Annotated in this window: 16 protein-coding genes; 8 read left to right on the top strand and 8 right to left on the bottom strand. The window is 60.0% G+C overall.

What is annotated here, in order from left to right; genetic code table 11:
* Window positions 1–31 precede the first annotated feature (31 nt).
* From fhuC to fhuB, 3 genes are read left to right on the top strand one after another with little or no spacing between them, the layout of a single operon-like run.
* The gene (gene fhuC / locus QLG03_RS14005; RefSeq protein ID WP_032452785.1) at window positions 32–829 is read left to right on the top strand and encodes a Fe3+-hydroxamate ABC transporter ATP-binding protein FhuC; all 798 of its coding nucleotides are present in this window, start codon (window positions 32–34) and stop codon (window positions 827–829) included.
* The gene (gene fhuD, locus QLG03_RS14010; RefSeq protein ID WP_032452786.1) at window positions 829–1,719 is read left to right on the top strand and encodes a Fe(3+)-hydroxamate ABC transporter substrate-binding protein FhuD; all 891 of its coding nucleotides are present in this window, start codon (window positions 829–831) and stop codon (window positions 1,717–1,719) included. Before fhuC ends, fhuD begins: the two co-directional genes overlap by 1 nt.
* Window positions 1,716–3,698: a Fe(3+)-hydroxamate ABC transporter permease FhuB gene (gene fhuB / locus QLG03_RS14015; RefSeq protein WP_180263709.1), complete on the top strand. Its 1,983-nt coding sequence runs from the start codon at window positions 1,716–1,718 to the stop codon at window positions 3,696–3,698. Before fhuD ends, fhuB begins: the two co-directional genes overlap by 4 nt.
* Before the next feature lie 223 nt (window positions 3,699–3,921).
* On the opposite strand, the gene hemL is transcribed toward fhuB, so the two are convergent.
* Window positions 3,922–5,202 carry a glutamate-1-semialdehyde 2,1-aminomutase gene (gene hemL, locus QLG03_RS14020; RefSeq protein ID WP_017900647.1) on the bottom strand — a complete coding sequence of 427 codons (1,281 nt, stop codon included), beginning with the start codon at window positions 5,200–5,202 and terminating at the stop codon, window positions 3,922–3,924.
* A 180-nt stretch (window positions 5,203–5,382) separates the two neighbouring features.
* Between hemL and clcA the strand changes: the two genes are divergently transcribed.
* Together clcA and erpA are read left to right on the top strand one after the other, a co-directional pair.
* Entirely contained in the window at window positions 5,383–6,801 is a 1,419-nt protein-coding gene (clcA, locus tag QLG03_RS14025; protein WP_032429103.1) for a H(+)/Cl(-) exchange transporter ClcA, read from the top strand.
* 81 nt (window positions 6,802–6,882) lie between these two features.
* Window positions 6,883–7,227: an iron-sulfur cluster insertion protein ErpA gene (gene erpA, locus QLG03_RS14030; protein WP_002889275.1), complete on the top strand. Its 345-nt coding sequence runs from the start codon at window positions 6,883–6,885 to the stop codon at window positions 7,225–7,227.
* Window positions 7,228–7,309: 82 nt separating this feature from the next.
* Here the strand turns inward: erpA and QLG03_RS14035 are convergent, their stop codons facing one another.
* From QLG03_RS14035 to mtnN, 3 genes are read right to left on the bottom strand one after another with little or no spacing between them, the layout of a single operon-like run.
* Window positions 7,310–7,936, bottom strand: a complete 627-nt coding sequence (locus tag QLG03_RS14035) for a TRIC cation channel family protein (protein ID WP_023292038.1) — start codon at window positions 7,934–7,936, stop codon at window positions 7,310–7,312.
* Between the two features lie 36 nt (window positions 7,937–7,972).
* Window positions 7,973–8,773: a vitamin B12 ABC transporter substrate-binding protein BtuF gene (btuF, locus tag QLG03_RS14040; protein ID WP_023292039.1), complete on the bottom strand. Its 801-nt coding sequence runs from the start codon at window positions 8,771–8,773 to the stop codon at window positions 7,973–7,975.
* The gene (gene mtnN / locus QLG03_RS14045; RefSeq protein WP_023292040.1) at window positions 8,766–9,464 is read right to left on the bottom strand and encodes a 5'-methylthioadenosine/S-adenosylhomocysteine nucleosidase; all 699 of its coding nucleotides are present in this window, start codon (window positions 9,462–9,464) and stop codon (window positions 8,766–8,768) included. Before mtnN ends, btuF begins: the two co-directional genes overlap by 8 nt.
* An 83-nt stretch (window positions 9,465–9,547) precedes the next feature.
* On the opposite strand from mtnN, the gene dgt reads away from it, so the two are divergent.
* The 3 genes from dgt (at window position 9,548) to cdaR (ending at window position 13,954) form a co-directional block, all read left to right on the top strand.
* Window positions 9,548–11,062, top strand: coding sequence for a dGTPase (gene dgt, locus QLG03_RS14050; RefSeq protein WP_023292041.1), 1,515 nt, complete (start codon window positions 9,548–9,550; stop codon window positions 11,060–11,062).
* A gap of 134 nt (window positions 11,063–11,196) precedes the next feature.
* Entirely contained in the window at window positions 11,197–12,630 is a 1,434-nt protein-coding gene (gene degP / locus QLG03_RS14055) for a serine endoprotease DegP (protein WP_023292042.1), read from the top strand.
* 166 nt (window positions 12,631–12,796) lie between these two features.
* The gene (gene cdaR, locus QLG03_RS14060) at window positions 12,797–13,954 is read left to right on the top strand and encodes a DNA-binding transcriptional regulator CdaR (protein WP_044521097.1); all 1,158 of its coding nucleotides are present in this window, start codon (window positions 12,797–12,799) and stop codon (window positions 13,952–13,954) included.
* A gap of 119 nt (window positions 13,955–14,073) precedes the next feature.
* Here cdaR and QLG03_RS14065 read toward each other — a convergent pair whose 3' ends face one another.
* The 4 genes from QLG03_RS14065 to map form a co-directional block, all read right to left on the bottom strand.
* The gene (locus QLG03_RS14065; protein WP_002889292.1) at window positions 14,074–14,460 is read right to left on the bottom strand and encodes a DUF3461 family protein; all 387 of its coding nucleotides are present in this window, start codon (window positions 14,458–14,460) and stop codon (window positions 14,074–14,076) included.
* A 107-nt stretch (window positions 14,461–14,567) separates the two neighbouring features.
* A complete protein-coding gene (gene dapD, locus QLG03_RS14070) occupies window positions 14,568–15,392 on the bottom strand; it encodes a 2,3,4,5-tetrahydropyridine-2,6-dicarboxylate N-succinyltransferase (protein WP_002889295.1) in 825 nt (274 codons plus the stop codon).
* Between the two features lie 30 nt (window positions 15,393–15,422).
* The gene (glnD, locus tag QLG03_RS14075; RefSeq protein ID WP_023292044.1) at window positions 15,423–18,086 is read right to left on the bottom strand and encodes a bifunctional uridylyltransferase/uridylyl-removing protein GlnD; all 2,664 of its coding nucleotides are present in this window, start codon (window positions 18,084–18,086) and stop codon (window positions 15,423–15,425) included.
* A gap of 57 nt (window positions 18,087–18,143) precedes the next feature.
* The gene (map, locus tag QLG03_RS14080; protein WP_004204446.1) at window positions 18,144–18,938 is read right to left on the bottom strand and encodes a type I methionyl aminopeptidase; all 795 of its coding nucleotides are present in this window, start codon (window positions 18,936–18,938) and stop codon (window positions 18,144–18,146) included.
* Window positions 18,939–19,228: the final 290 nt, after the last annotated feature.

Genomic DNA, 19,228 nt, shown 5'->3' on the forward strand with positions numbered 1-19,228 from the left:
GGTTCGCCGCGCCCTTTATCAGGTTATCGCTATGCAGGAACAGACTCCGCACGCAGAAACCACCTTCGCGCTGGATCGCGTCACTTTCCGTGTGCCTGGCCGCACGTTGCTCCATCCGCTCTCGCTCACCTTCCCGGCCGGAAAAGTCACAGGCCTGATCGGCCATAATGGCTCCGGCAAGTCGACGTTACTGAAAATGCTTGGCCGCCATCAGCCGCCTTCCGCAGGCGATGTGCTGCTGGACGGCCAGCCGCTGGAGAGCTGGGGCAGCAAAGCCTTTGCCCGCAAAGTGGCCTATCTGCCGCAGCAGCTGCCGCCGGCCGAAGGTATGACGGTGCGCGAGCTGGTGGCGATCGGCCGCTATCCGTGGCACGGCGCGCTGGGTCGCTTTGGCGCGGCGGACCGCGAGAAAGTGGAAGAGGCGATTGCGCTGGTAGGGCTGAAGCCGCTCGCCCATCGTCTGGTGGACAGCCTCTCCGGCGGCGAACGCCAGCGGGCGTGGATCGCCATGCTGGTGGCGCAGGATAGCCGCTGTCTGCTGCTCGATGAACCCACCTCGGCGCTGGATATCGCCCATCAGGTTGATGTCCTCGCGCTGGTGCATCGTCTCAGCCAGCAGCGCGGCCTGACGGTGATCGCCGTCCTGCACGACGTTAATATGGCGGCCCGCTACTGCGACTATCTGGTGGCCCTGCGCGGCGGGGAAATGATCGCCCAGGGGACGCCGGCGGAACTGATGCGCAGCGATACCCTGGAACAAATCTACGGCATCCCGATGGGGATCCTGCCGCACCCGGCCGGCGCGGCGCCGGTAAGCTTTGTCTATTAATGATGACCCCGACTCAGATAACCCGACGTCGCCTGCTGACCGCGATGGCGCTCTCGCCGCTGCTGTGGCAGATGCGCGGCGCGCAGGCGGCGAACGTTGACCCGCAGCGTGTGGTCGCCCTGGAGTGGCTGCCGGCGGAGCTCCTGCTGGCGCTGGGCGTCACGCCTTACGGCGTGGCCGATATCCCTAACTATCGCCTGTGGGTGAACGAGCCCGCGCTGCCCGACTCGGTGATCGATGTCGGTCTGCGCACTGAACCCAATCTTGAGCTGCTGACGCAGATGAAACCGTCGTTTATCGTCTGGTCAGCAGGCTACGGCCCGTCGCCGGAGAAGCTGGCGCGTATCGCCCCCGGCCGCGGATTCACCTTTAGCGACGGCAAACGCCCGCTGGCGATGGCTCAGCGCTCGCTGCTGGAGATGGCTGACCTGCTGGGCAAACCGCAGCAGGCTCAGCGCCACCTGGCGGAGTTTGAGGCGCTGATGGCGAGCCTGAAGCCGCGTTTTGCCGGGCGCGGCGACCGTCCGCTGCTGATGATCTCCCTGCTCGATCCGCGCCACGTTCTGGTGTTTGGCGAAAACTGCCTGTTCCAGGAGGTGCTTGACCGCTTTGGTATTAAAAACGCCTGGCGCGGCGAAGCGGCGTTCTGGGGCAGCGTTAGCGTTGGCATCGACCGGCTGGCGGCGTTTAACGAGGCCGATGTGATCTGTTTTGATCATGGTAACGAGCGGGAGATGACCCAGCTGCTGGCGACCCCGCTGTGGCAGGCGATGCCGTTCGTGCGCGCGGGGCGCTTCCAGCGCGTTCCGGCCGTATGGTTCTATGGCGCGACGCTGTCGGCGATGCATTTTGCCCGCGTGCTGGCCGAGGCCCAGGGGAGTCCGGCATGAATACGCGTATTTCACCGTTAGCCAGTATCCTGCTGGCCGCGCTGCTGGTCGCCGCCTTCGCGTTGAGTATCGTCAATCTCAATGTCGCCTTGCCCTATGCGCAATGGCGGCAGGCGCTGCGGCAGCCGGATAGCGATCAGATTGCCCAGATGCTGTTTCATTACAGCCTGCTGCCGCGGGTGGCCGTTTCACTGCTGGTGGGGGCCGGGCTGGGACTGGTCGGCGTACTGTTCCAGCAGGTGCTGCGCAATCCGCTGGCGGAGCCGACCACCCTTGGCGTCGCCACCGGCGCGCAGCTGGGGATAACGGTCACCACGCTGTGGGCCATCCCCGGCGTGCTGGCGTCGCAGTTTGCCGCGCTGGCCGGGGCCTGTCTGGTGGGTGCGCTGGTGTTTGGCGTCTCCTGGGGCAAGCGTCTGTCGCCGGTAACGCTGATCCTGGCGGGCCTGGTGGTCAGCCTCTACTGCGGGGCGCTTAACCAGCTGATGGTGATTTTCCATCACGACCAGCTGCAGAGCATGTTCCTGTGGAGCACCGGGACGCTGACGCAAACCGACTGGAGCGTGGCGCAGCGCCTGTGGCCGCAGCTGCTGGGCGGGGCGATACTCACCCTGCTGCTGCTGCGTCCGCTGACTCTGATGGGGCTCGATGACGGGGTGGCGCGCAACCTGGGGCTGGCGCTGTCTCTGGCGCGCCTCGGCGCCCTGACGCTGGCGATCGTGATGAGCGCGCTGCTGGTCAACGCGGTCGGGATTATCGGCTTTATCGGCCTGTTCGCGCCGCTGCTGGCGAAAATGCTCGGCGCCCGTCGACTGCTGGCCCGGCTGCTGCTGGCGGCGCTGATCGGCGCGCTGCTCCTGTGGCTTTCCGATCAGGTGATCCTCTGGCTGAGCCGGGTATGGCGGGAAGTCTCCACCGGCTCGGTCACCGCCCTGATCGGCGCGCCGCTGCTGCTGTGGCTGCTGCCGCGGCTGCGCAGCATCAGCGCCCCGGTGATGAACGGCGGCGATAATGTGCAGCCTGAGCGCTATCACGTGCAATGGTTTGTTCTCGGGGGCGTCGCGTTGCTGCTGCTGGCGATGAGCGTGGCGATGGCCTTTGGTCGCGATGCCCACGGCTGGCTGTGGGCTCACGGCGATCTGCTGGAGCAACTGCTGCCCTGGCGCTGGCCGCGGGTGCTGTCGGCGCTGTTCGCCGGGGTGATGCTGGCGGTCGCCGGCTGTATTATCCAGCGCCTGACCGGCAACCCGATGGCCAGCCCGGAAGTGCTGGGCATCAGCTCCGGCGCCGCCTTTGGCGTGGTGCTGATGCTGTTCTTCGTGCCTGGCGACGCCTTTGGCTGGCTGCTGCCGGCCGGGAGCCTTGGCGCGGCGGCCACTTTGCTGATCATTATGCTGGCCGCCGGACGGGGCGGTTTCTCGCCGCATCGGATGCTGCTGGCGGGGATGGCGCTCAGTACCGCCTTCACCATGCTGCTGATGATGCTGCAGGCCAGCGGCGATCCGCGCATGGCGCAGATCCTGACGTGGATCTCGGGGTCGACCTACAGCGCGACGCCGGAGAGGGTGGTACGCAGCGGCGCGGTGATGCTGGTCCTGCTGGCGCTGGCGCCGCTCTGTCGCCGCTGGTTAACCATCCTGCCGCTGGGCGGGGAGGCGGCGCGGGCGGTGGGCATGGCGCTGACGTCATCGCGGATTGTTCTGCTGCTGCTGGCGGCCTGCCTGACGGCGGCGGCGACGCTGACCATCGGCCCGCTGAGCTTCGTCGGGCTGATGGCGCCGCATATTGCGCGCATGATGGGCTTCCGGCGAACGCTGCCGCATATGGTGATCTCCGGACTGACTGGCGGGCTGCTGCTGGTCTTCGCCGACTGGTGCGGACGGATGATCATGTTCCCGTACCAGATCCCGGCGGGGCTGCTGTCGACCTTTATCGGCGCGCCGTACTTTATCTATTTGCTGAGGAAGCAGAGCCGCTAACGATCCCGGATGGCCTCAACATCCCCGGTGGCGCTATTGCTTACCGGGGCTACAGTGCTGTGCGATTTGGTAGCCCGGATAAGGCGCAATGCGCCGCATCCGGGAAACTGCCCGGTGGCGCTATCGCTTACCGGGGCTACAGCGCTGTGCGATTTGGTAGCCCGGATAAGGCGCAATGCGCCGCATCCGGGAAAATCCCTGCGTCACCAGGCATTCAAGCACCTTACAGTTTGGCAAATACCCGACGCGCGGCGTCGATGGTATTGTCGATATCTTCTTCGCTGTGGGCGACGGACATAAAGCCAGCCTCAAACGCTGACGGCGCCAGGTACACGCCTTCCTCCAGCATCAGATGGAAGAAGCGCTTGAAGCGTTCGACATCGCACTTCACCACGTCCTGATAGCAGGTGACGGTTTCGGCATCGGTAAAGAAGATGCCGAACATGCCGCCGACGTTATTGACCACCAGCGGGATCCCGGCGTCACGCGCCGCATCCAGCAGGCCTTGCGCCAGCTGGTTGGTCAGCTCGGTGAGGGTTTCATGCACGCCCGGCTGCGCCACTTCGCTTAAGCAGGCGAAGCCGGCGGCCATGGCGATCGGGTTACCGGAGAGGGTTCCGGCCTGGTAGACCGGACCGGTGGGCGCCAGCGCGTCCATCACCTCGCGACGGCCGCCGAAGGCGCCTACCGGCATCCCGCCGCCGATGATTTTCCCGAGACAGGTCAGATCCGGCTCCACGCCGTAATAAGCCTGCGCGCCCGCCAGCGCTACGCGGAAGCCGGTCATCACTTCGTCGATGATCAGCAGGGCGCCAAATTCGTCGCACAGCGCGCGCAGGCCCGGCAGGAACTCCGGCTGCGGCGGAATGCAGTTCATATTCCCGGCGACCGGCTCGACGATGATGCAGGCGATATCCTGCGGATACTGCTCGAACGCCGCGCGCACGGAGGCGAGGTCGTTATAGGTGCAGGTCAGGGTATGTTTGGCGAAATCAGCCGGCACGCCCGGCGAGTTCGGCTGGCCGAGGGTCAGCGCGCCGGAACCGGCTTTCACCAGCAGGCAGTCGGCATGGCCGTGGTAGCAGCCTTCGAACTTGATGATCTTGTCGCGGCCGGTGAAACCGCGCGCCAGGCGAATCGCGCTCATGGTGGCTTCGGTACCGGAGTTCACCATGCGCACCATATCCATGGTCGGCACCAGCTCGGTCACCAGCGCCGCCATTTTTACTTCCATTTCGGTCGGCGCGCCAAAGCTCAGGCCGCGGGACGCCGCCTCGATCACCGCGTTGCGGATCGCCGGATGGTTGTGGCCCAGCACCATCGGACCCCAGGAGCCGACATAATCGATATAGGCTTTCCCATCCACGTCATAGAGGTAAGCGCCATCCGCGCGTTCGATAAACAGCGGGGTGCCGCCGACGCCGGTGAAGGCGCGGACCGGCGAGTTAACGCCGCCGGGGATCAGTTCACGCGCAGCGTGGTACAGATTTTCAGATTTGCTCATGGCCAGGGTCCTGGTTCGTGAAAAATGTTTTATCGGCTATTCTAAGTTATTCCAGGATGGTTATGAAAGTTTTGCCCAATTGAAACAATGTGCCGCAAGGGCATTTTTTTGACGACGCAGCGCGCCGGGGCGGCTAAAATGCCTCTCTCTTCATTTGTATTACCAATAATTGATAATGGCATGAAAGCAGAAACTCCCTCTTTTGAAGCACATCAGTTCGTGCGGGTGCGTCGCGGCGATGCGGTGCGCCGGTTGATTCAGCGCGATAAAACGCCGCTGGCGGTGCTGTTTATGGCGGCGGTGGTCGGCACGCTGGCCGGGCTGGTGGGCGTGGCGTTTGAAAAGAGCGTGAACTGGGTGCAGAACCAGCGGATCGGCGCGCTGGCGCAGGTGGCGGACCACTGGTATCTGGTCTGGCCGCTGGCGTTTATCTTGTCGGCGCTGCTGGCGATGGTCGGCTATTTCCTCGTGCGCCGCTTTGCGCCTGAGGCTGGCGGATCGGGGATCCCGGAAATCGAAGGGGCGCTGGAGGAGCTGCGGCCGGTGCGCTGGTGGCGCGTGCTGCCGGTGAAATTCATCGGCGGCATGGGGACCCTGGGCGCCGGAATGGTGCTGGGACGCGAGGGGCCGATGGTGCAGCTTGGCGGCAACATTGGACGCATGGTGCTGGATATTTTCCGCATGCGCAGTCCGGAAGCGCGGCACACGCTGCTGGCGACCGGTGCGGCGTCGGGGCTCTCAGCGGCCTTTAACGCGCCGCTGGCCGGTATCCTGTTTATCATCGAAGAGATGCGCCCGCAGTTCCGCTACAACCTGATCTCCATTAAAGCGGTATTTACCGGCGTGATCATGTCGAGCATTGTGTTTCGCATTTTCAACGGCGAGGCGGCAATTATAGAGGTGGGCAAGCTGAGCAATGCCCCGGTGAATACCCTGTGGCTGTACCTGGTGCTGGGGATGCTGTTTGGCTGCTTTGGCCCGTTGTTTAATTTTCTGGTGCTACGCACCCAGGATCTGTTCCAGCGCATTCACGGCGGCAACATCAAAAAATGGGTGTTAATTGGCGGGGTCATCGGCGGGCTTTGCGGCCTGCTGGGGCTGATGCAGCCCTCCGCGGTGGGGGGCGGCTTTAACCTGATCCCCATCGCCGCCGCCGGTAACTTCTCCGTCGGTTTGCTGCTGTTCATCTTTATTGCCCGCGTGGTGACCACGCTGATCTGCTTCTCTTCCGGCGCGCCGGGCGGCATTTTCGCCCCGATGCTGGCGCTCGGCACGCTGCTGGGCACGGCGTTCGGCATGGCGGCCATTCCGCTGTTTCCGTCCTACCATCTCGATGCCGGCACCTTCGCCATCGCCGGCATGGGGGCGCTGCTCGCCGCCTCGGTGCGCGCGCCGCTGACCGGGATTGTGCTGGTGCTGGAGATGACCGATAACTATCAGCTCATTTTGCCAATGATTATTACCTGCCTTGGCGCAACACTACTGGCGCAATTCCTCGGCGGTAAGCCTTTGTATTCGACCATTCTGCAACGTACTCTGGCGAAGCAGGAGGCCGAGCAGGCGGCAAAAGCGCAGCAGGCACCCCGGGAGAATACTTGAACGATTTACCAGGGTATTAGATAATGGCTCAAAAGGTCCGGTTATTCTTTAACCGGCCGGAAGTATCAATGGGAGCAAAAAATGAGTGATGACGTAGCGTTGCCGCTGGAGTTTACCGAAGCCGCAGCCAATAAAGTAAAACACCTGATTGCGGATGAAGATAATCCGAACCTGAAACTGCGCGTGTATATCACCGGCGGCGGTTGCAGCGGTTTCCAGTATGGCTTCACCTTCGACGATCAGGTGAACGAAGGGGATATGACCATTGAGAAACAGGGGGTCGGCCTGGTGGTTGACCCGATGAGCCTGCAGTACCTGGTCGGCGGCTCTGTCGACTATACCGAAGGGCTGGAAGGTTCGCGCTTTATCGTGACCAACCCGAACGCGAAAAGCACCTGCGGCTGCGGGTCCTCGTTCAGCGTTTAAAGCGAGCGCGGCAGGGGGCTTTTTCTCGCAGCGAGAGGGCGCCAACGCTAAAAACGGTAACCTCAGGGTTACCGTTTTGATTTTATGACCGTCCGTTATCGTCCAGGGCAAACGTCGGCAGCTTCAGATGCCAGCGGATCGCCGCCAGCCGGATCGCCAGGGTCACCACCATCCCCATCATCGCCGAATTCTCCAGCGGGAGATGGAAGGTGTCGTGCGCGGTGGCGTGGACAATGCCGCCGACAATACAGGCGGTGGCGTAGATCTCGGTGCGCAGAATCATAGGAATTTCGCGCGCCAGCACGTCGCGGATTATCCCGCCGCCAACGCCGGTCACCACGCCCATGCATACCGCTACCAGCGGGCCGCTGCCGGCGAGAAAGGCTTTATTCACGCCGATGCCGACAAACACCGCTAAACCGACGGCGTCGAGCACCGGCAGGATCCATTTCGGCAGCCGGCGCGGCTGGCGGACCAGCAGGATGGTCAGCATGCTGGTGACCATCGCCACCACCAGATCGGTGGGATCTTTGACCCAGAATACCGGGCCATTCGCCAGCGCCATGTCGCGGATGGTTCCGCCGCCCACCGCCGTCACCACGCCTAACACCAGCACGCCAAACGGGTCCATGCGTAATTTTCCGGCCAGCAGAACGCCGGAGATCGCGAAAACGGCCGTGCCAATAATATCCAGCCAATAGACAAGCATCGTTGATTCCCACTGAACATCCGCTTTACCGGATGGTTATTTTACCTGGTCGAGCGCCGCACAAAGTTGTTTGGCGGCGAGGATAATACGTGGGCTTGCGCGTTCAAACCAGTCGCTGTGTAACGCAATCAACGAAATGGTGAGCTGATGTTGCCAAAAGCGCTGCGCCTCGGCGATGCGGCTGGCGTCGCCGGTCACCACAATCGCCTGCGGCTGACGGGCCAGCACCTGTTCGCGGCTCACCTGCGGCCAGGGAACGCGGCTGGCGGCAAAGATATTCTCGCCGCCGCACAGCCTCAGCACCTGATCCTGAATCGAGCCGGGGCCGCTGGTGAACAGCGGGGCGGAACCGAACTGCAGGAAGACGCGTTTCTTCGGCGCGCTGGCATAGCGCGCTTTCAGTGCATCGTATTCCTGCTGCATCGCCTGCGCCGCCTGCTGCGCTTTTTCCGGCTGCGGGCTCCACTTCGCCAGTTGACGCAGGGTGGCGATGATCTCTTCGATGGTCGAAGTCTGCACCCAGAGGACGTGGATACCCAGCGACTGCAGCTGGTTAACCTGACGTTCGGCATTACCGCCGCGCCAGGCCAGCACCAGGTCTGGCTTTAACGCTACGATGCGCTCCAGGTTCATCCCCTGCCAGCTGGCAACCTGCTCAATCGTTTTGGCCTGCGGCGGATAATCGGAATAGCTACTGACGCCGACCGGCGTGATCCCGGCGGCAAAGGCCAGTTCGGTATTGGCGGGGGAGAGGGTGATCACCCGCGGCGCGGCCAGCAGCCACGCCGGGGCGAGTAACAGCAGCGCGGCAAGCGCGAAGGAGAGCGACTTAGCCACGTGCCAGGTTCTGGACCAGATTCTCCACCATCAGGGTGGACTGTCGGGCGGCGACCGCAAGGAACTCCTCAAAGCTGAGGTGAGACTGCTGGTCGGCCACATCGGAGATGGCGCGAACCACCACGAAGGGAACCTTAAAGTTATGGCAAACGTGAGCGATAGCGGTCGCTTCCATTTCCACAGCGATCGCCTGCGGGAAATTATGGCGGATCTTCGCCAGACCGACAGAGCCGTTAATGAAGGCATCGCCGCTGACGATCAGGCCGCGAACGGCATTGAGATCTAACGCGTTAATGCAGCTCTCCGCGGCGGCCACCAGTTTTTCGTCCGCTTTAAAGCCCGCCGGGCAGCCAGGCAGCTGGCCGTACTCATAACCGAAGGCGGTGACGTCGGCGTCGTGGTAGCGCGCTTCATCGGAGACGACGATATCGCCGACCTTCAGCGTCGACGCCAGGCCGCCGGCTGAGCCGGTATTAATGATCACGTCAGGCTGGCAACGCTCCAGCAGCAGGGTCGCGCCCATCGCCGCCGCCACTTTCCCGATACCAGACTTCAGCAGCGCGACGTCAACGCCGTGAAGTTGGCCGGTATAGATTTCGCTCCCGCCAATAGTGATAGTCTGGCGGTTTTCGATTTTGTCGCGCAGAAGGGTAACTTCCTCTTCCATAGCGCCAATAATGCCAATTTTCATAGATTTACTCGCGATGTGTCAGGTTTAGTTGCATAGTCTATCATGCGCTTAAGGGGAAGCGTATTGCTCGCGCGGGAGAGGCTATGGCAAAGATTGATTTTCGCAACAAGATAAACTGGCGTCGACGCTTCCGTTCGCCGCCGCGTGTCGAGACGGAGCGCGACATCCTGCGGATCTTCGAAAGCGATCGGGGACGGATCGTCAACTCGCCGGCCATCCGTCGCTTACAGCAAAAAACTCAGGTCTTCCCGCTGGAGCGCAACGCAGCGGTGCGTACCCGTCTGACCCACTCGCTGGAGGTGCAGCAGGTGGGGCGTTATATCGCCAAAGAGGTACTGAGCCGGCTGAAAGAGCAGAGGCTGCTGGAAGAGTATGGCCTGGAAGAGCTGACCGGGCCATTCGAGAGCGTCGTGGAGATGGCCTGCCTGATGCACGATATCGGCAACCCGCCGTTTGGCCATTTTGGCGAGGCGGCGATTAACGACTGGTTCCGCCAGCGTCTGGCGCCCGGCGATGCGCTCGGGCAGCCGCTGACCGACGATCGCTGTGAAGTGCAGGCATTACGCCTGCAGGAGGGGGAAACGTCGCTTAACGCGCTGCGCCGCAAAGTGCGCCAGGATCTCTGCTGCTTTGAGGGCAACGCCCAGGGCATTCGTCTGGTCCATACGCTGATGCGCATGAATCTGACCTGGGCGCAGGTCGGCTGTATTCTGAAATATACTCGTCCGGCGTGGTGGTCCGAGGCGACGCCAGCCAGCCACAGTTATTTAATGAAGAAGCCTGGCTACTATTTAGCCGAAGAGGAGTATGTGGCGCGCCTGCGTAAAGAACTGGATCTGGCGCCTTACAATCGGTTCCCATTAACCTGGATTATGGAAGCCGCGGATGACATCTCATATTGCGTCGCGGATCTCGAGGACGCGGTGGAAAAACGTATTTTCAGCGCTGAGCAGCTTTATCAGCATCTTTACGACGCCTGGGGCAGCCATGAAAAAGGATCGTTATTCTCGCAGGTGGTGGAAAATGCCTGGGAGAAATCACGAGCCAATTCCCTGAAGCAGAGCGCGGAAGATCAGTTTTTTATGTATTTGCGGGTGAACACGCTGAATAAGCTGGTGCCCTACGCGGCGCGACGATTTATTGACAACCTGCCGGCCATCTTTACGGGCGACTTTAATCATGCGCTGCTCGAGGACGACAGCGATTGCAGTCAGCTGCTGGAGCTTTATAAAAATGTAGCGATTAAACAGGTGTTTAGCCATCCGGATGTCGAGCAGCTGGAATTGCAGGGCTACCGGGTGATCAGCGGCCTGCTGGATATCTATCAGCCGCTGCTGAAATTATCACTGGAGGATTTCAGCGAATTAGTAGCGCAGGAGCGGGTACGGCGTTTACCCATTGCCTCCCGACTGTATCAGAAACTTTCAACCCGCCACCGGCTGGCCTATGTGGAAGCGGTAAATAAGCTCGCGCGCACAGCGCCTGAATTTGCGCTGATGGAATACTATTATCGCTGCCGTCTGATTCAGGATTATATCAGCGGGATGACGGATTTATATGCGTGGGATGAATATCGACGACTGATGGCGGTGGAATAGGCTGGAGTTTTGTAAAGATGGACAATAAATTTTTACTTTTTCCAGAAACTTAATTCCGGAACTTAGCGCTATAAAATGACTCTGATAGTCACGTACACAGCAACTTTCGTTTTCTGATATTGAGATTGAAACTGATGAAAAAAACCACGTTAGCAATGAGTGCACTGGCTCTGAGTTTAGGTCTGGCATTGTCCCCGCTCTCTGCGAGCGCGGCGGAAACGGCATCTTCGGCCACTAACGCGCAGCAGATGCCAAGCCTGGCCCCGATGCTGGAGAAAGTGATGCCGTCAGTGGTGAGCATTAACGTTGAAGGTAGCACCACCGTTAATACCCCACGGATGCCGCGTAACTTCCAGCAGTTCTTTGGCGATAACTCGCCGTTCTGCCAGGATGGTTCTCCATTCCAGAGTTCGCCGTTTTGCCAGGGCGGCGGACAGGGCGGTCAGCCTGACGGCGGCCAGCAGCAGAAATTCATGGCGCTGGGTTCCGGCGTGATTATTGATGCGGCCAAAGGGTATGTGGTGACCAACAACCACGTCGTGGACAACGCCACCACGATTAAGGTCCAGCTGAGCGATGGTCGTAAGTTTGATGCCAAAGTCGTGGGTAAAGACCCGCGCTCTGATATCGCGCTGATTCAGATTCAGGATCCGAAAAACCTGACGGCAATTAAGCTTGCCGACTCTGACGCGCTGCGCGTCGGCGACTACACCGTGGCTATCGGTAACCCGTTCGGTCTGGGCGAAACCGTGACCTCCGGGATTGTTTCCGCGCTGGGTCGTAGCGGCCTGAACGTGGAAAACTACGAAAACTTTATCCAGACCGATGCGGCGATTAACCGCGGGAACTCCGGCGGCGCGCTGGTGAATCTCAACGGCGAGCTGATCGGCATCAACACCGCCATTCTGGCGCCGGACGGCGGCAACATCGGTATCGGTTTCGCTATCCCGAGCAACATGGTGAAAAACCTGACCGAGCAGATGGTGAAATATGGCCAGGTGAAACGCGGCGAGCTCGGCATCATGGGCACCGAACTGAACTCTGAGCTGGCGAAAGCGATGAAAGTCGACGCCCAGCGCGGCGCCTTCGTCAGCCAGGTGATGCCGGGGTCGGCGGCCGCGAAAGCGGGCATTAAAGCCGGCGACGTGATCACCTCCCTCAACGGGAAGGCGATCAGCAGCTTCGCCGCGCTGCGTGCTCAGGTCGGCACCATGCCTATCGGCAGCAAGGTTGAGCTTGGCCTGCTGCGCGATGGCAAACCGGTGACCGTCACCGTCGAACTGCAGCAGAGCAACCAGACCCAGGTTGACTCCAGCACCATCTTCAACGGGATTGAAGGGGCGGAAATGAGCAACAAGGGTCAGGACAAAGGCGTGGTGGTCAATAATGTGAAAGCCGGCACCCCGGCGGCGCAGATTGGCCTCAAGAAAGGCGACATCATTGTCGGGGCCAACCAGCAGCCGGTGAAAAATATCGCCGATCTGCGGAAAATCTTCGACGCCAAACCGTCCGTGCTGGCGCTGAACATTCAGCGCGGCGACGCCTCTATCTACCTGCTGCTGCAGTAATCGTCAGTGCTTGATCCCAGCCCCTTCCCTCGCCGAGGGCAGGGGCTTTTTTTCGTTCTGTGACCGCTTCCACAACTCCACATATCTCATCCGGGCTTCGGGCATATGCACAATGCGGCAGGGCGACGACTCTTTTATGCTGGTGCCCTGCAAAGGGGAGGATTACATGGCTGGCTGGCATCTCGATACCAAAATGGCGCAGGATATTGTGGCGCGGACGATGCGCATCATCGATACCAACATCAACGTGATGGATGCCCGCGGGCGGATTATCGGCAGCGGCGATCGGGAAAGGATTGGTGAATTGCACGAAGGCGCGCTGCTGGTGCTTTCTCAGGGGCGGGTGGTGGATATCGACGATGCGGTGGCTCGCCATCTGCACGGGGTACGCCAGGGCATTAACCTGCCGCTGCGCCTGGAGGGGGAGATCGTCGGGGTGATCGGCCTGACCGGCGAGCCAGAGTCGCTGCGAAAATATGGCGAGCTGGTGTGCATGACGGCAGAGATGATGCTGGAGCAGTCGCGACTGATGCATCTCCTGGCGCAGGACAGCCGTCTGCGCGAAGAGCTGGTGATGAACCTGATTCAGGCGGAAGAGCATACCCCGGCGCTGAACGAATGGGCTCAGCGATTAGGCATCGATCTGAATCAGCCGCGCGTGGTGGCGATGATTGAGGTGGACAGCGGCCAGCTTGGCGTAGACAGCGCGATGGCGGAACTACAGCAGCTGCAGAACGCGCTGACCACGCCCGATCGCAATAATCTCGTGGCCATTGTCTCGCTCACGGAAATGGTGGTGCTGAAACCGGCGCTGAACAGCTTTGGCCGCTGGGACGCCGACGATCATGTCCGGCGCGTCGAGCAGCTTATCGCCAGGATGAAAGAGAATGGCCAGCTCCGTTTCCGCGTGGCGTTGGGCAACTTCTTCACCGGCCCCGGGAGTATCGCCCGCTCTTATCGTACCGCTCGCACGACGATGATGGTGGGCAAGCAGCGGATGCCGGAGAGCCGCTGCTATTTCTATCAGGATCTGATGCTGCCGGTGCTGCTTGACAGCCTGCGCGGCGGCTGGCAGGCCAATGAGCTGGCCCGTCCGCTGGCGCGTCTCAAGACAATGGATAACAACGGGCTGCTGCGGCGAACGCTGCAGGCGTGGTTTCGCCATAACGTGCAGCCGCTGGCGACGTCGAAGGCGCTGTTTATTCATCGCAATACGCTGGAGTACCGGTTGAATCGTATCTCGGAGCTGACGGGGCTGGATCTTGGCAGCTTTGACGACCGGCTGCTGCTGTATATCGCGCTGCAGCTGGATGAACAACGCTAAGGTGTGGAGGTAAAAAAATGCCGGGTAGCGACTCGCCATACCCGGCCTGGACGATGCATGCTGTCGGTAGCGGTTTGATACCGCCAGCCCGGTCAGGCGACGCGCCGCCGGGGATGCGCTTACTTACGGGTGAGCTTTTCCAGATCGGCTTCGATTTCGCTGATCTTATTGGTGACCACGCTTTCCAGATGGCGTAAATCGTCGAGGATTTTACGCTTGAGATCGATTTCAGTGCGGTCGCGCTGGCAAATCTGATCCAGCTCATCGATGACGTAGCGCAGATTGGGGCTGATCTCCTGGACCTCTTTGTAGCCCTGGCCGACGCCGTCGGCGACGACGGTTTTGCGCTGACGCGGATATTTGAACTTCACGCTCTTGGCGAAGAATTCGCCTTTGTCTTTCTGAAAATAGATTTTCAGAATGTCGTTGTTAGCTTCCTGCCGCAGGCTATAGCGATCGATCTCATCAGGGTTGGTAATGCCAAGACTTTTCAGATTATCGTACATAACGGTACCTTTGATAGCATCATAACCATTGAATAATTAACGAAAAAATCCATTCTCGCCAGCATCAAATATAAAAAAAGCGGGATATCTCCCGCTTTTTATTTGCTTTAGTCGATGGTGCGCAGCAGTTCGTTAATGCCGACCTTGCCGCGAGTTTTAGCATCGACTTTCTTCACGATCACTGCGCAGTACAGACTGTATTTACCATCTTTCGACGGCAGGTTGCCTGACACCACTACCGAGCCAGCCGGCACGCGGCCGTAGAAGACTTCGCCGGTTTCGCGATCGTAGATTTTGGTGCTCTGACCCAGGTAAACGCCCATGGAGATCACGGAGCCTTCTTCGACAATCACCCCTTCAACCACTTCAGAGCGCGCGCCGATGAAGCAGTTATCTTCGATGATGGTCGGGTTCGCCTGCAGCGGCTCCAGTACGCCACCGATGCCGACGCCGCCGGACAGGTGAACGTTTTTACCGATCTGCGCGCAGGAGCCGACGGTGGCCCAGGTGTCAACCATGGTGCCTTCGTCAACGTAGGCGCCGATGTTAACGTAGGACGGCATCAGCACGGTGTTACGGGCGATGAACGCGCCCTGGCGCACCGCTGCCGGCGGCACCACGCGGAAACCTTCTTTCTGGAAACGCGCTTCGTCATAGTCAGCGAATTTCATCGGTACTTTATCGAAGTAGCGGCTTTCCGCACCATCGATAACCTGGTTATCGTTAATACGGAAAGAGAGCAGTACCGCCTTCTTCAGCCACTGATGCGTCACCCACTGACCGTCGATCTTCTCAGCGACGCGCAGCGCGCCGGAATCCAGAAGGGCAATAACCTGGTTAACCGCTTCGCGGGTCACGGTATCCACATTGGCCGGCGTGATGTCGGCGCGACGCTCGAAGGCGGACTCAATAACGTTCTGTAACTGCTGCATTGTTTCTTTCCATTCACTAAAAAAAATACGTCACCCTTTATCGTTTGGATTGAGGGCCGCTGTCAACCGTTGTTGCACTTCTTGTTGCAGCTCATTATTAAGGGCACGCCGGTCGGCGGTAGCGATTATAAATAAATCTTCTACTCGCTCACCAATTGTCGTAATTCGCGCCCCGTGAAGCGAAATTCCGAGGTCGGCGAACACCTGACCGACGCGGGCGAGCAGCCCGGGCTGGTCAAGGGCAATCAGCTCGAGAAACGATTTGCGATCGGTATGGGTCGGCAGGAAATTCACCTCGGTGTCCACCGAAAAATGACGCAGCTTTGCCGCCTGACGACGGGGCGCCGGGGGCTCCCAACTGCGCTGGGTGATGGTCTGTTCCAGACCCTGGCGGATCGCCTCGTGGCGGTCGGCGGACAGCGGACTGCCGTCAGGCTCAAGGACGATAAAGGTATCCATCGCCATGCCGTCGCGGGTGGTAAAGATCTGCGCGTCGTGGACGCTGAGGTTGCGACGGTCCAGTTCGCCACACACCGCGGCGAACAGGTAAGGGCGATCCGGGCTCCAGATAAAAATCTCCGTTCCGCCGCGAGTGGCCTGCGAGCTCAGGAGGATCATCGGCTTATTCAGATCGTGGCGCAGCAGGTTGCGGGCGTGCCAGGCGAGCTGCGTCGGCGTATGTCGCACGAAATAGTTGGCGCGGCAGCGGTTCCAGATTTGATGCAGCGCCTCTTCATTAATATTGTCCATCCGCAGCAGGGCCAGCGCCTGCAGCTGATGGTGACGCACCCGTTCGCGCATGTCCGGGGTGCTTTGCATGCCGCGACGCAGCTGTTTTTCAGTGGCGAAATAGAGTTCGCGCAGCAGGCTCTGCTTCCAGCTGTTCCACAGGGTTTCGTTGGTGGCGCAGATATCGGCGACGGTCAGGCACACCAGATAGCGCAGGCGATTTTCCGTTTGCACCTCCTCGGCGAACTGCTTAATCACCTCCGGATCCTGAATATCGCGCCGCTGGGCGGTGACCGACATCAGCAGGTGGTGACGCACCAGCCAGGCGACCAGCTGCGTTTCACGGGAGTTCAGCCCGTGCAGTTCGGCAAATTTCAGCACATCCTGCGCGCCGAGGATCGAGTGGTCGCCGCCGCGCCCTTTGGCGATGTCGTGGAACAGGGCGGCGATTAAAATCAGCTCCGGGTGCGTTAAGCGCGGCCACAGTTCCACGCACAGCGGGTGGCGGCTACGGGTCTCTTCTTTAGCAAAGCTCTCCAGCTTGAGCATCACGCGGATGGTGTGTTCATCGACGGTGTAGGCGTGAAACAGGTCGAACTGCATCTGGCCGACGATATGGGACCACTGCGGCATATAGGCCCACAGCACGCTGTGACGATGCATCGGCAGCAGTCCGCGACTCACTGCCCCCTGATGGCGCAGCATGCTGAGAAAGAGCGTGCGCGCCTCCGGGATATAGCACAGCGGCTGGGTCAGATGGCGGCGGGCGTGGCGCAGATGGCGCAACGTCGTGGAGTAGATGCCGGTGATGGTGCTGTTGCGCACCATGATATAAAACATGCGCAGAATGGCCTGCGGCTCGCGAATAAACAGCGTATCGTCACGCAGATCGATCAGCGTGCCGCGCAGCTGGAAATCATCATCGATCGGGCGCGGTTTTTCATCCTCGGTCAGGGCGAGGATGGCCTCTTCAAACAGCTGCAGCAGCATCTGGTTCAGCTCGCTCACCCGGCGGGTGACGCGGAAGAAGTCCTTCATCATATGCTCAATCGGCTGGTTGCCGTCGCCTTCATAGCCGAGTCGGCGGGCGACGCTGAGCTGGCGGTCGAAAAGCAGGCGGTTGTCATAGCGAGTGAGTTCGAGATGCAGCGCGAAGCGGATACGCCACAGCTGGTGCAGACACTCGTTGAGCTCATTGCGCTCGGCTTCGGTCAGAAAGCCGAAGCCGACCATCTCATCCATCGAGGTGGCGCCGAAATGGCGGCGAGCCACCCACTGTAGCGTATGGATATCGCGCAGGCCGCCGGGGCTGCTTTTCACGTCCGGCTCGAGGTTATAGCTGGTGCCGTGATAGCGCTGATGACGGACGTTCTGCTCTTCGACTTTCGCGGCGAAGAACTTTTCTGATGGCCAGAAGCCGTCGCTAAAAATATGTTTTTGCAGTTCAAGGAACAGCGCGACGTCGCCGATCAGCAGGCGCGATTCGATTAAGTTGGTGGCGACGGTGAGGTCCGAAAGCCCTTCCAGCAGACACTCTTCGAGAGTGCGCACGCTGTGGCCTACCTCCAGTTTGACGTCCCACAGCAGCGTCAGCAGTTCGCCGACCTTTTGCGCCTGGTCGTCCGGCAGCTTTTTGCGGCTGAGGATCAGCAGATCGACGTCAGAGAGCGGATGCAGCTCGCCGCGGCCATAGCCGCCGACGGCCACCAGCGCCAGGTCGCAGACGGATTCAAAGCCGCAGGCGATCCACAACCGCTGCAGCAGCTGGTCGATAAATTCGGTGCGCGCCGCAATGAGCTGCTCCGCGGCGATACCGGCGTCAAACGCCTCGCCCAGCCAGTGCTGAAAGGTATCGATGTGCGCCTTAATTGCAGCACAGTTCAGATCGCCCTGCGGCCAGCTCACCGGATGTTCCGGCGGGATGGGCAGAAGGGGGGAGGCTGTGTCAGGTAATGAGTTGCTCATCGCGTCACCATAAGAAAAAACTATCTAATAAAAAAGCCGGCGGGCGCCGGCTTTTCATCATTCATCGTGCGAGATTATCGCCGGGATGGTGTCATCCTTACGTAGCGTCAGAATTTCGCAGCCGTTGTCTGTCACCACAATAGTATGCTCGTACTGCGCAGACAAGCTCCGGTCTTTGGTTTTCACCGTCCAGCCGTCTTTCATGCTGCGGATCTCTTTTTTACCGGCGTTGACCATCGGCTCGATGGTGAAGGTCATGCCTGGTTTGAGCACGACGTTGGTTTCCGGCGAGTCGTAGTGCAGCACCTGCGGCTCTTCATGGAAGCCGCGGCCGATGCCGTGACCACAGTATTCGCGAACCACGGAGAACCCTTCCGCTTCCACATATTTCTGAATCGCCGCGCCGATGGTGCGCAGGTTGATGCCCGGCTTCACCATCTTCAGCGCCAGGTACAGGCTTTCCTGAGTGATACGGCACAGGCGCTCGCCAAGAATCGTCGGTTTGCCGACGATAAACATTTTGGAGGTATCGCCATGGAAATCATCTTTAATGACGGTCACGTCGATATTCACGATATCGCCATCTTTCAGCAGCTTGCCGTCGTCAGGGATACCGTGACAGACCACTTCGTTGACCGAAATGCAGACGGATTTCGGATAGCCGTGATAGCCGAGACAGGCGGAAATGGCCTTCTGCTCGTTAACGATATAGTCGTTACAGATACGGTCCAGTTCGCCAGTGCTGACGCCCGGCTTAACCCAGGGTTCGATCATTTCCAGCACTTCAGCGGCCAGACGACCGGCAACGCGCATTTTTTCAATATCTTCAGATGTCTTAATAGAGATAGCCATGGAGTATGTCCAGCAGTGTCGATATTTTCGACAATAATAGAGTAAGTCCTGTCAATGGTAACAGTCCGGGTAGGCTGGTGCCAAACTGAGAATCATTAACAGCACGTGACGTCAACAAGAGTTGGTGTCTGGATGGATTTTGTGATATAAAGCGCGCCGGACTTCCGTTCCATCTCAGATACACAAGGATGGGACGTAAGCGACATCGCTCACTTTGTGTAATAACACACACGTATCGGCACATATTCCGGGGTGCCCTTCGGGGTCGGTAATATGGGATACGTGGAGGC

The sequence above is a fragment of the Klebsiella sp. V115_8 genome, assembly GCF_029967715.1.
GTDB classification, from domain to species: domain Bacteria; phylum Pseudomonadota; class Gammaproteobacteria; order Enterobacterales; family Enterobacteriaceae; genus Klebsiella; species Klebsiella quasipneumoniae.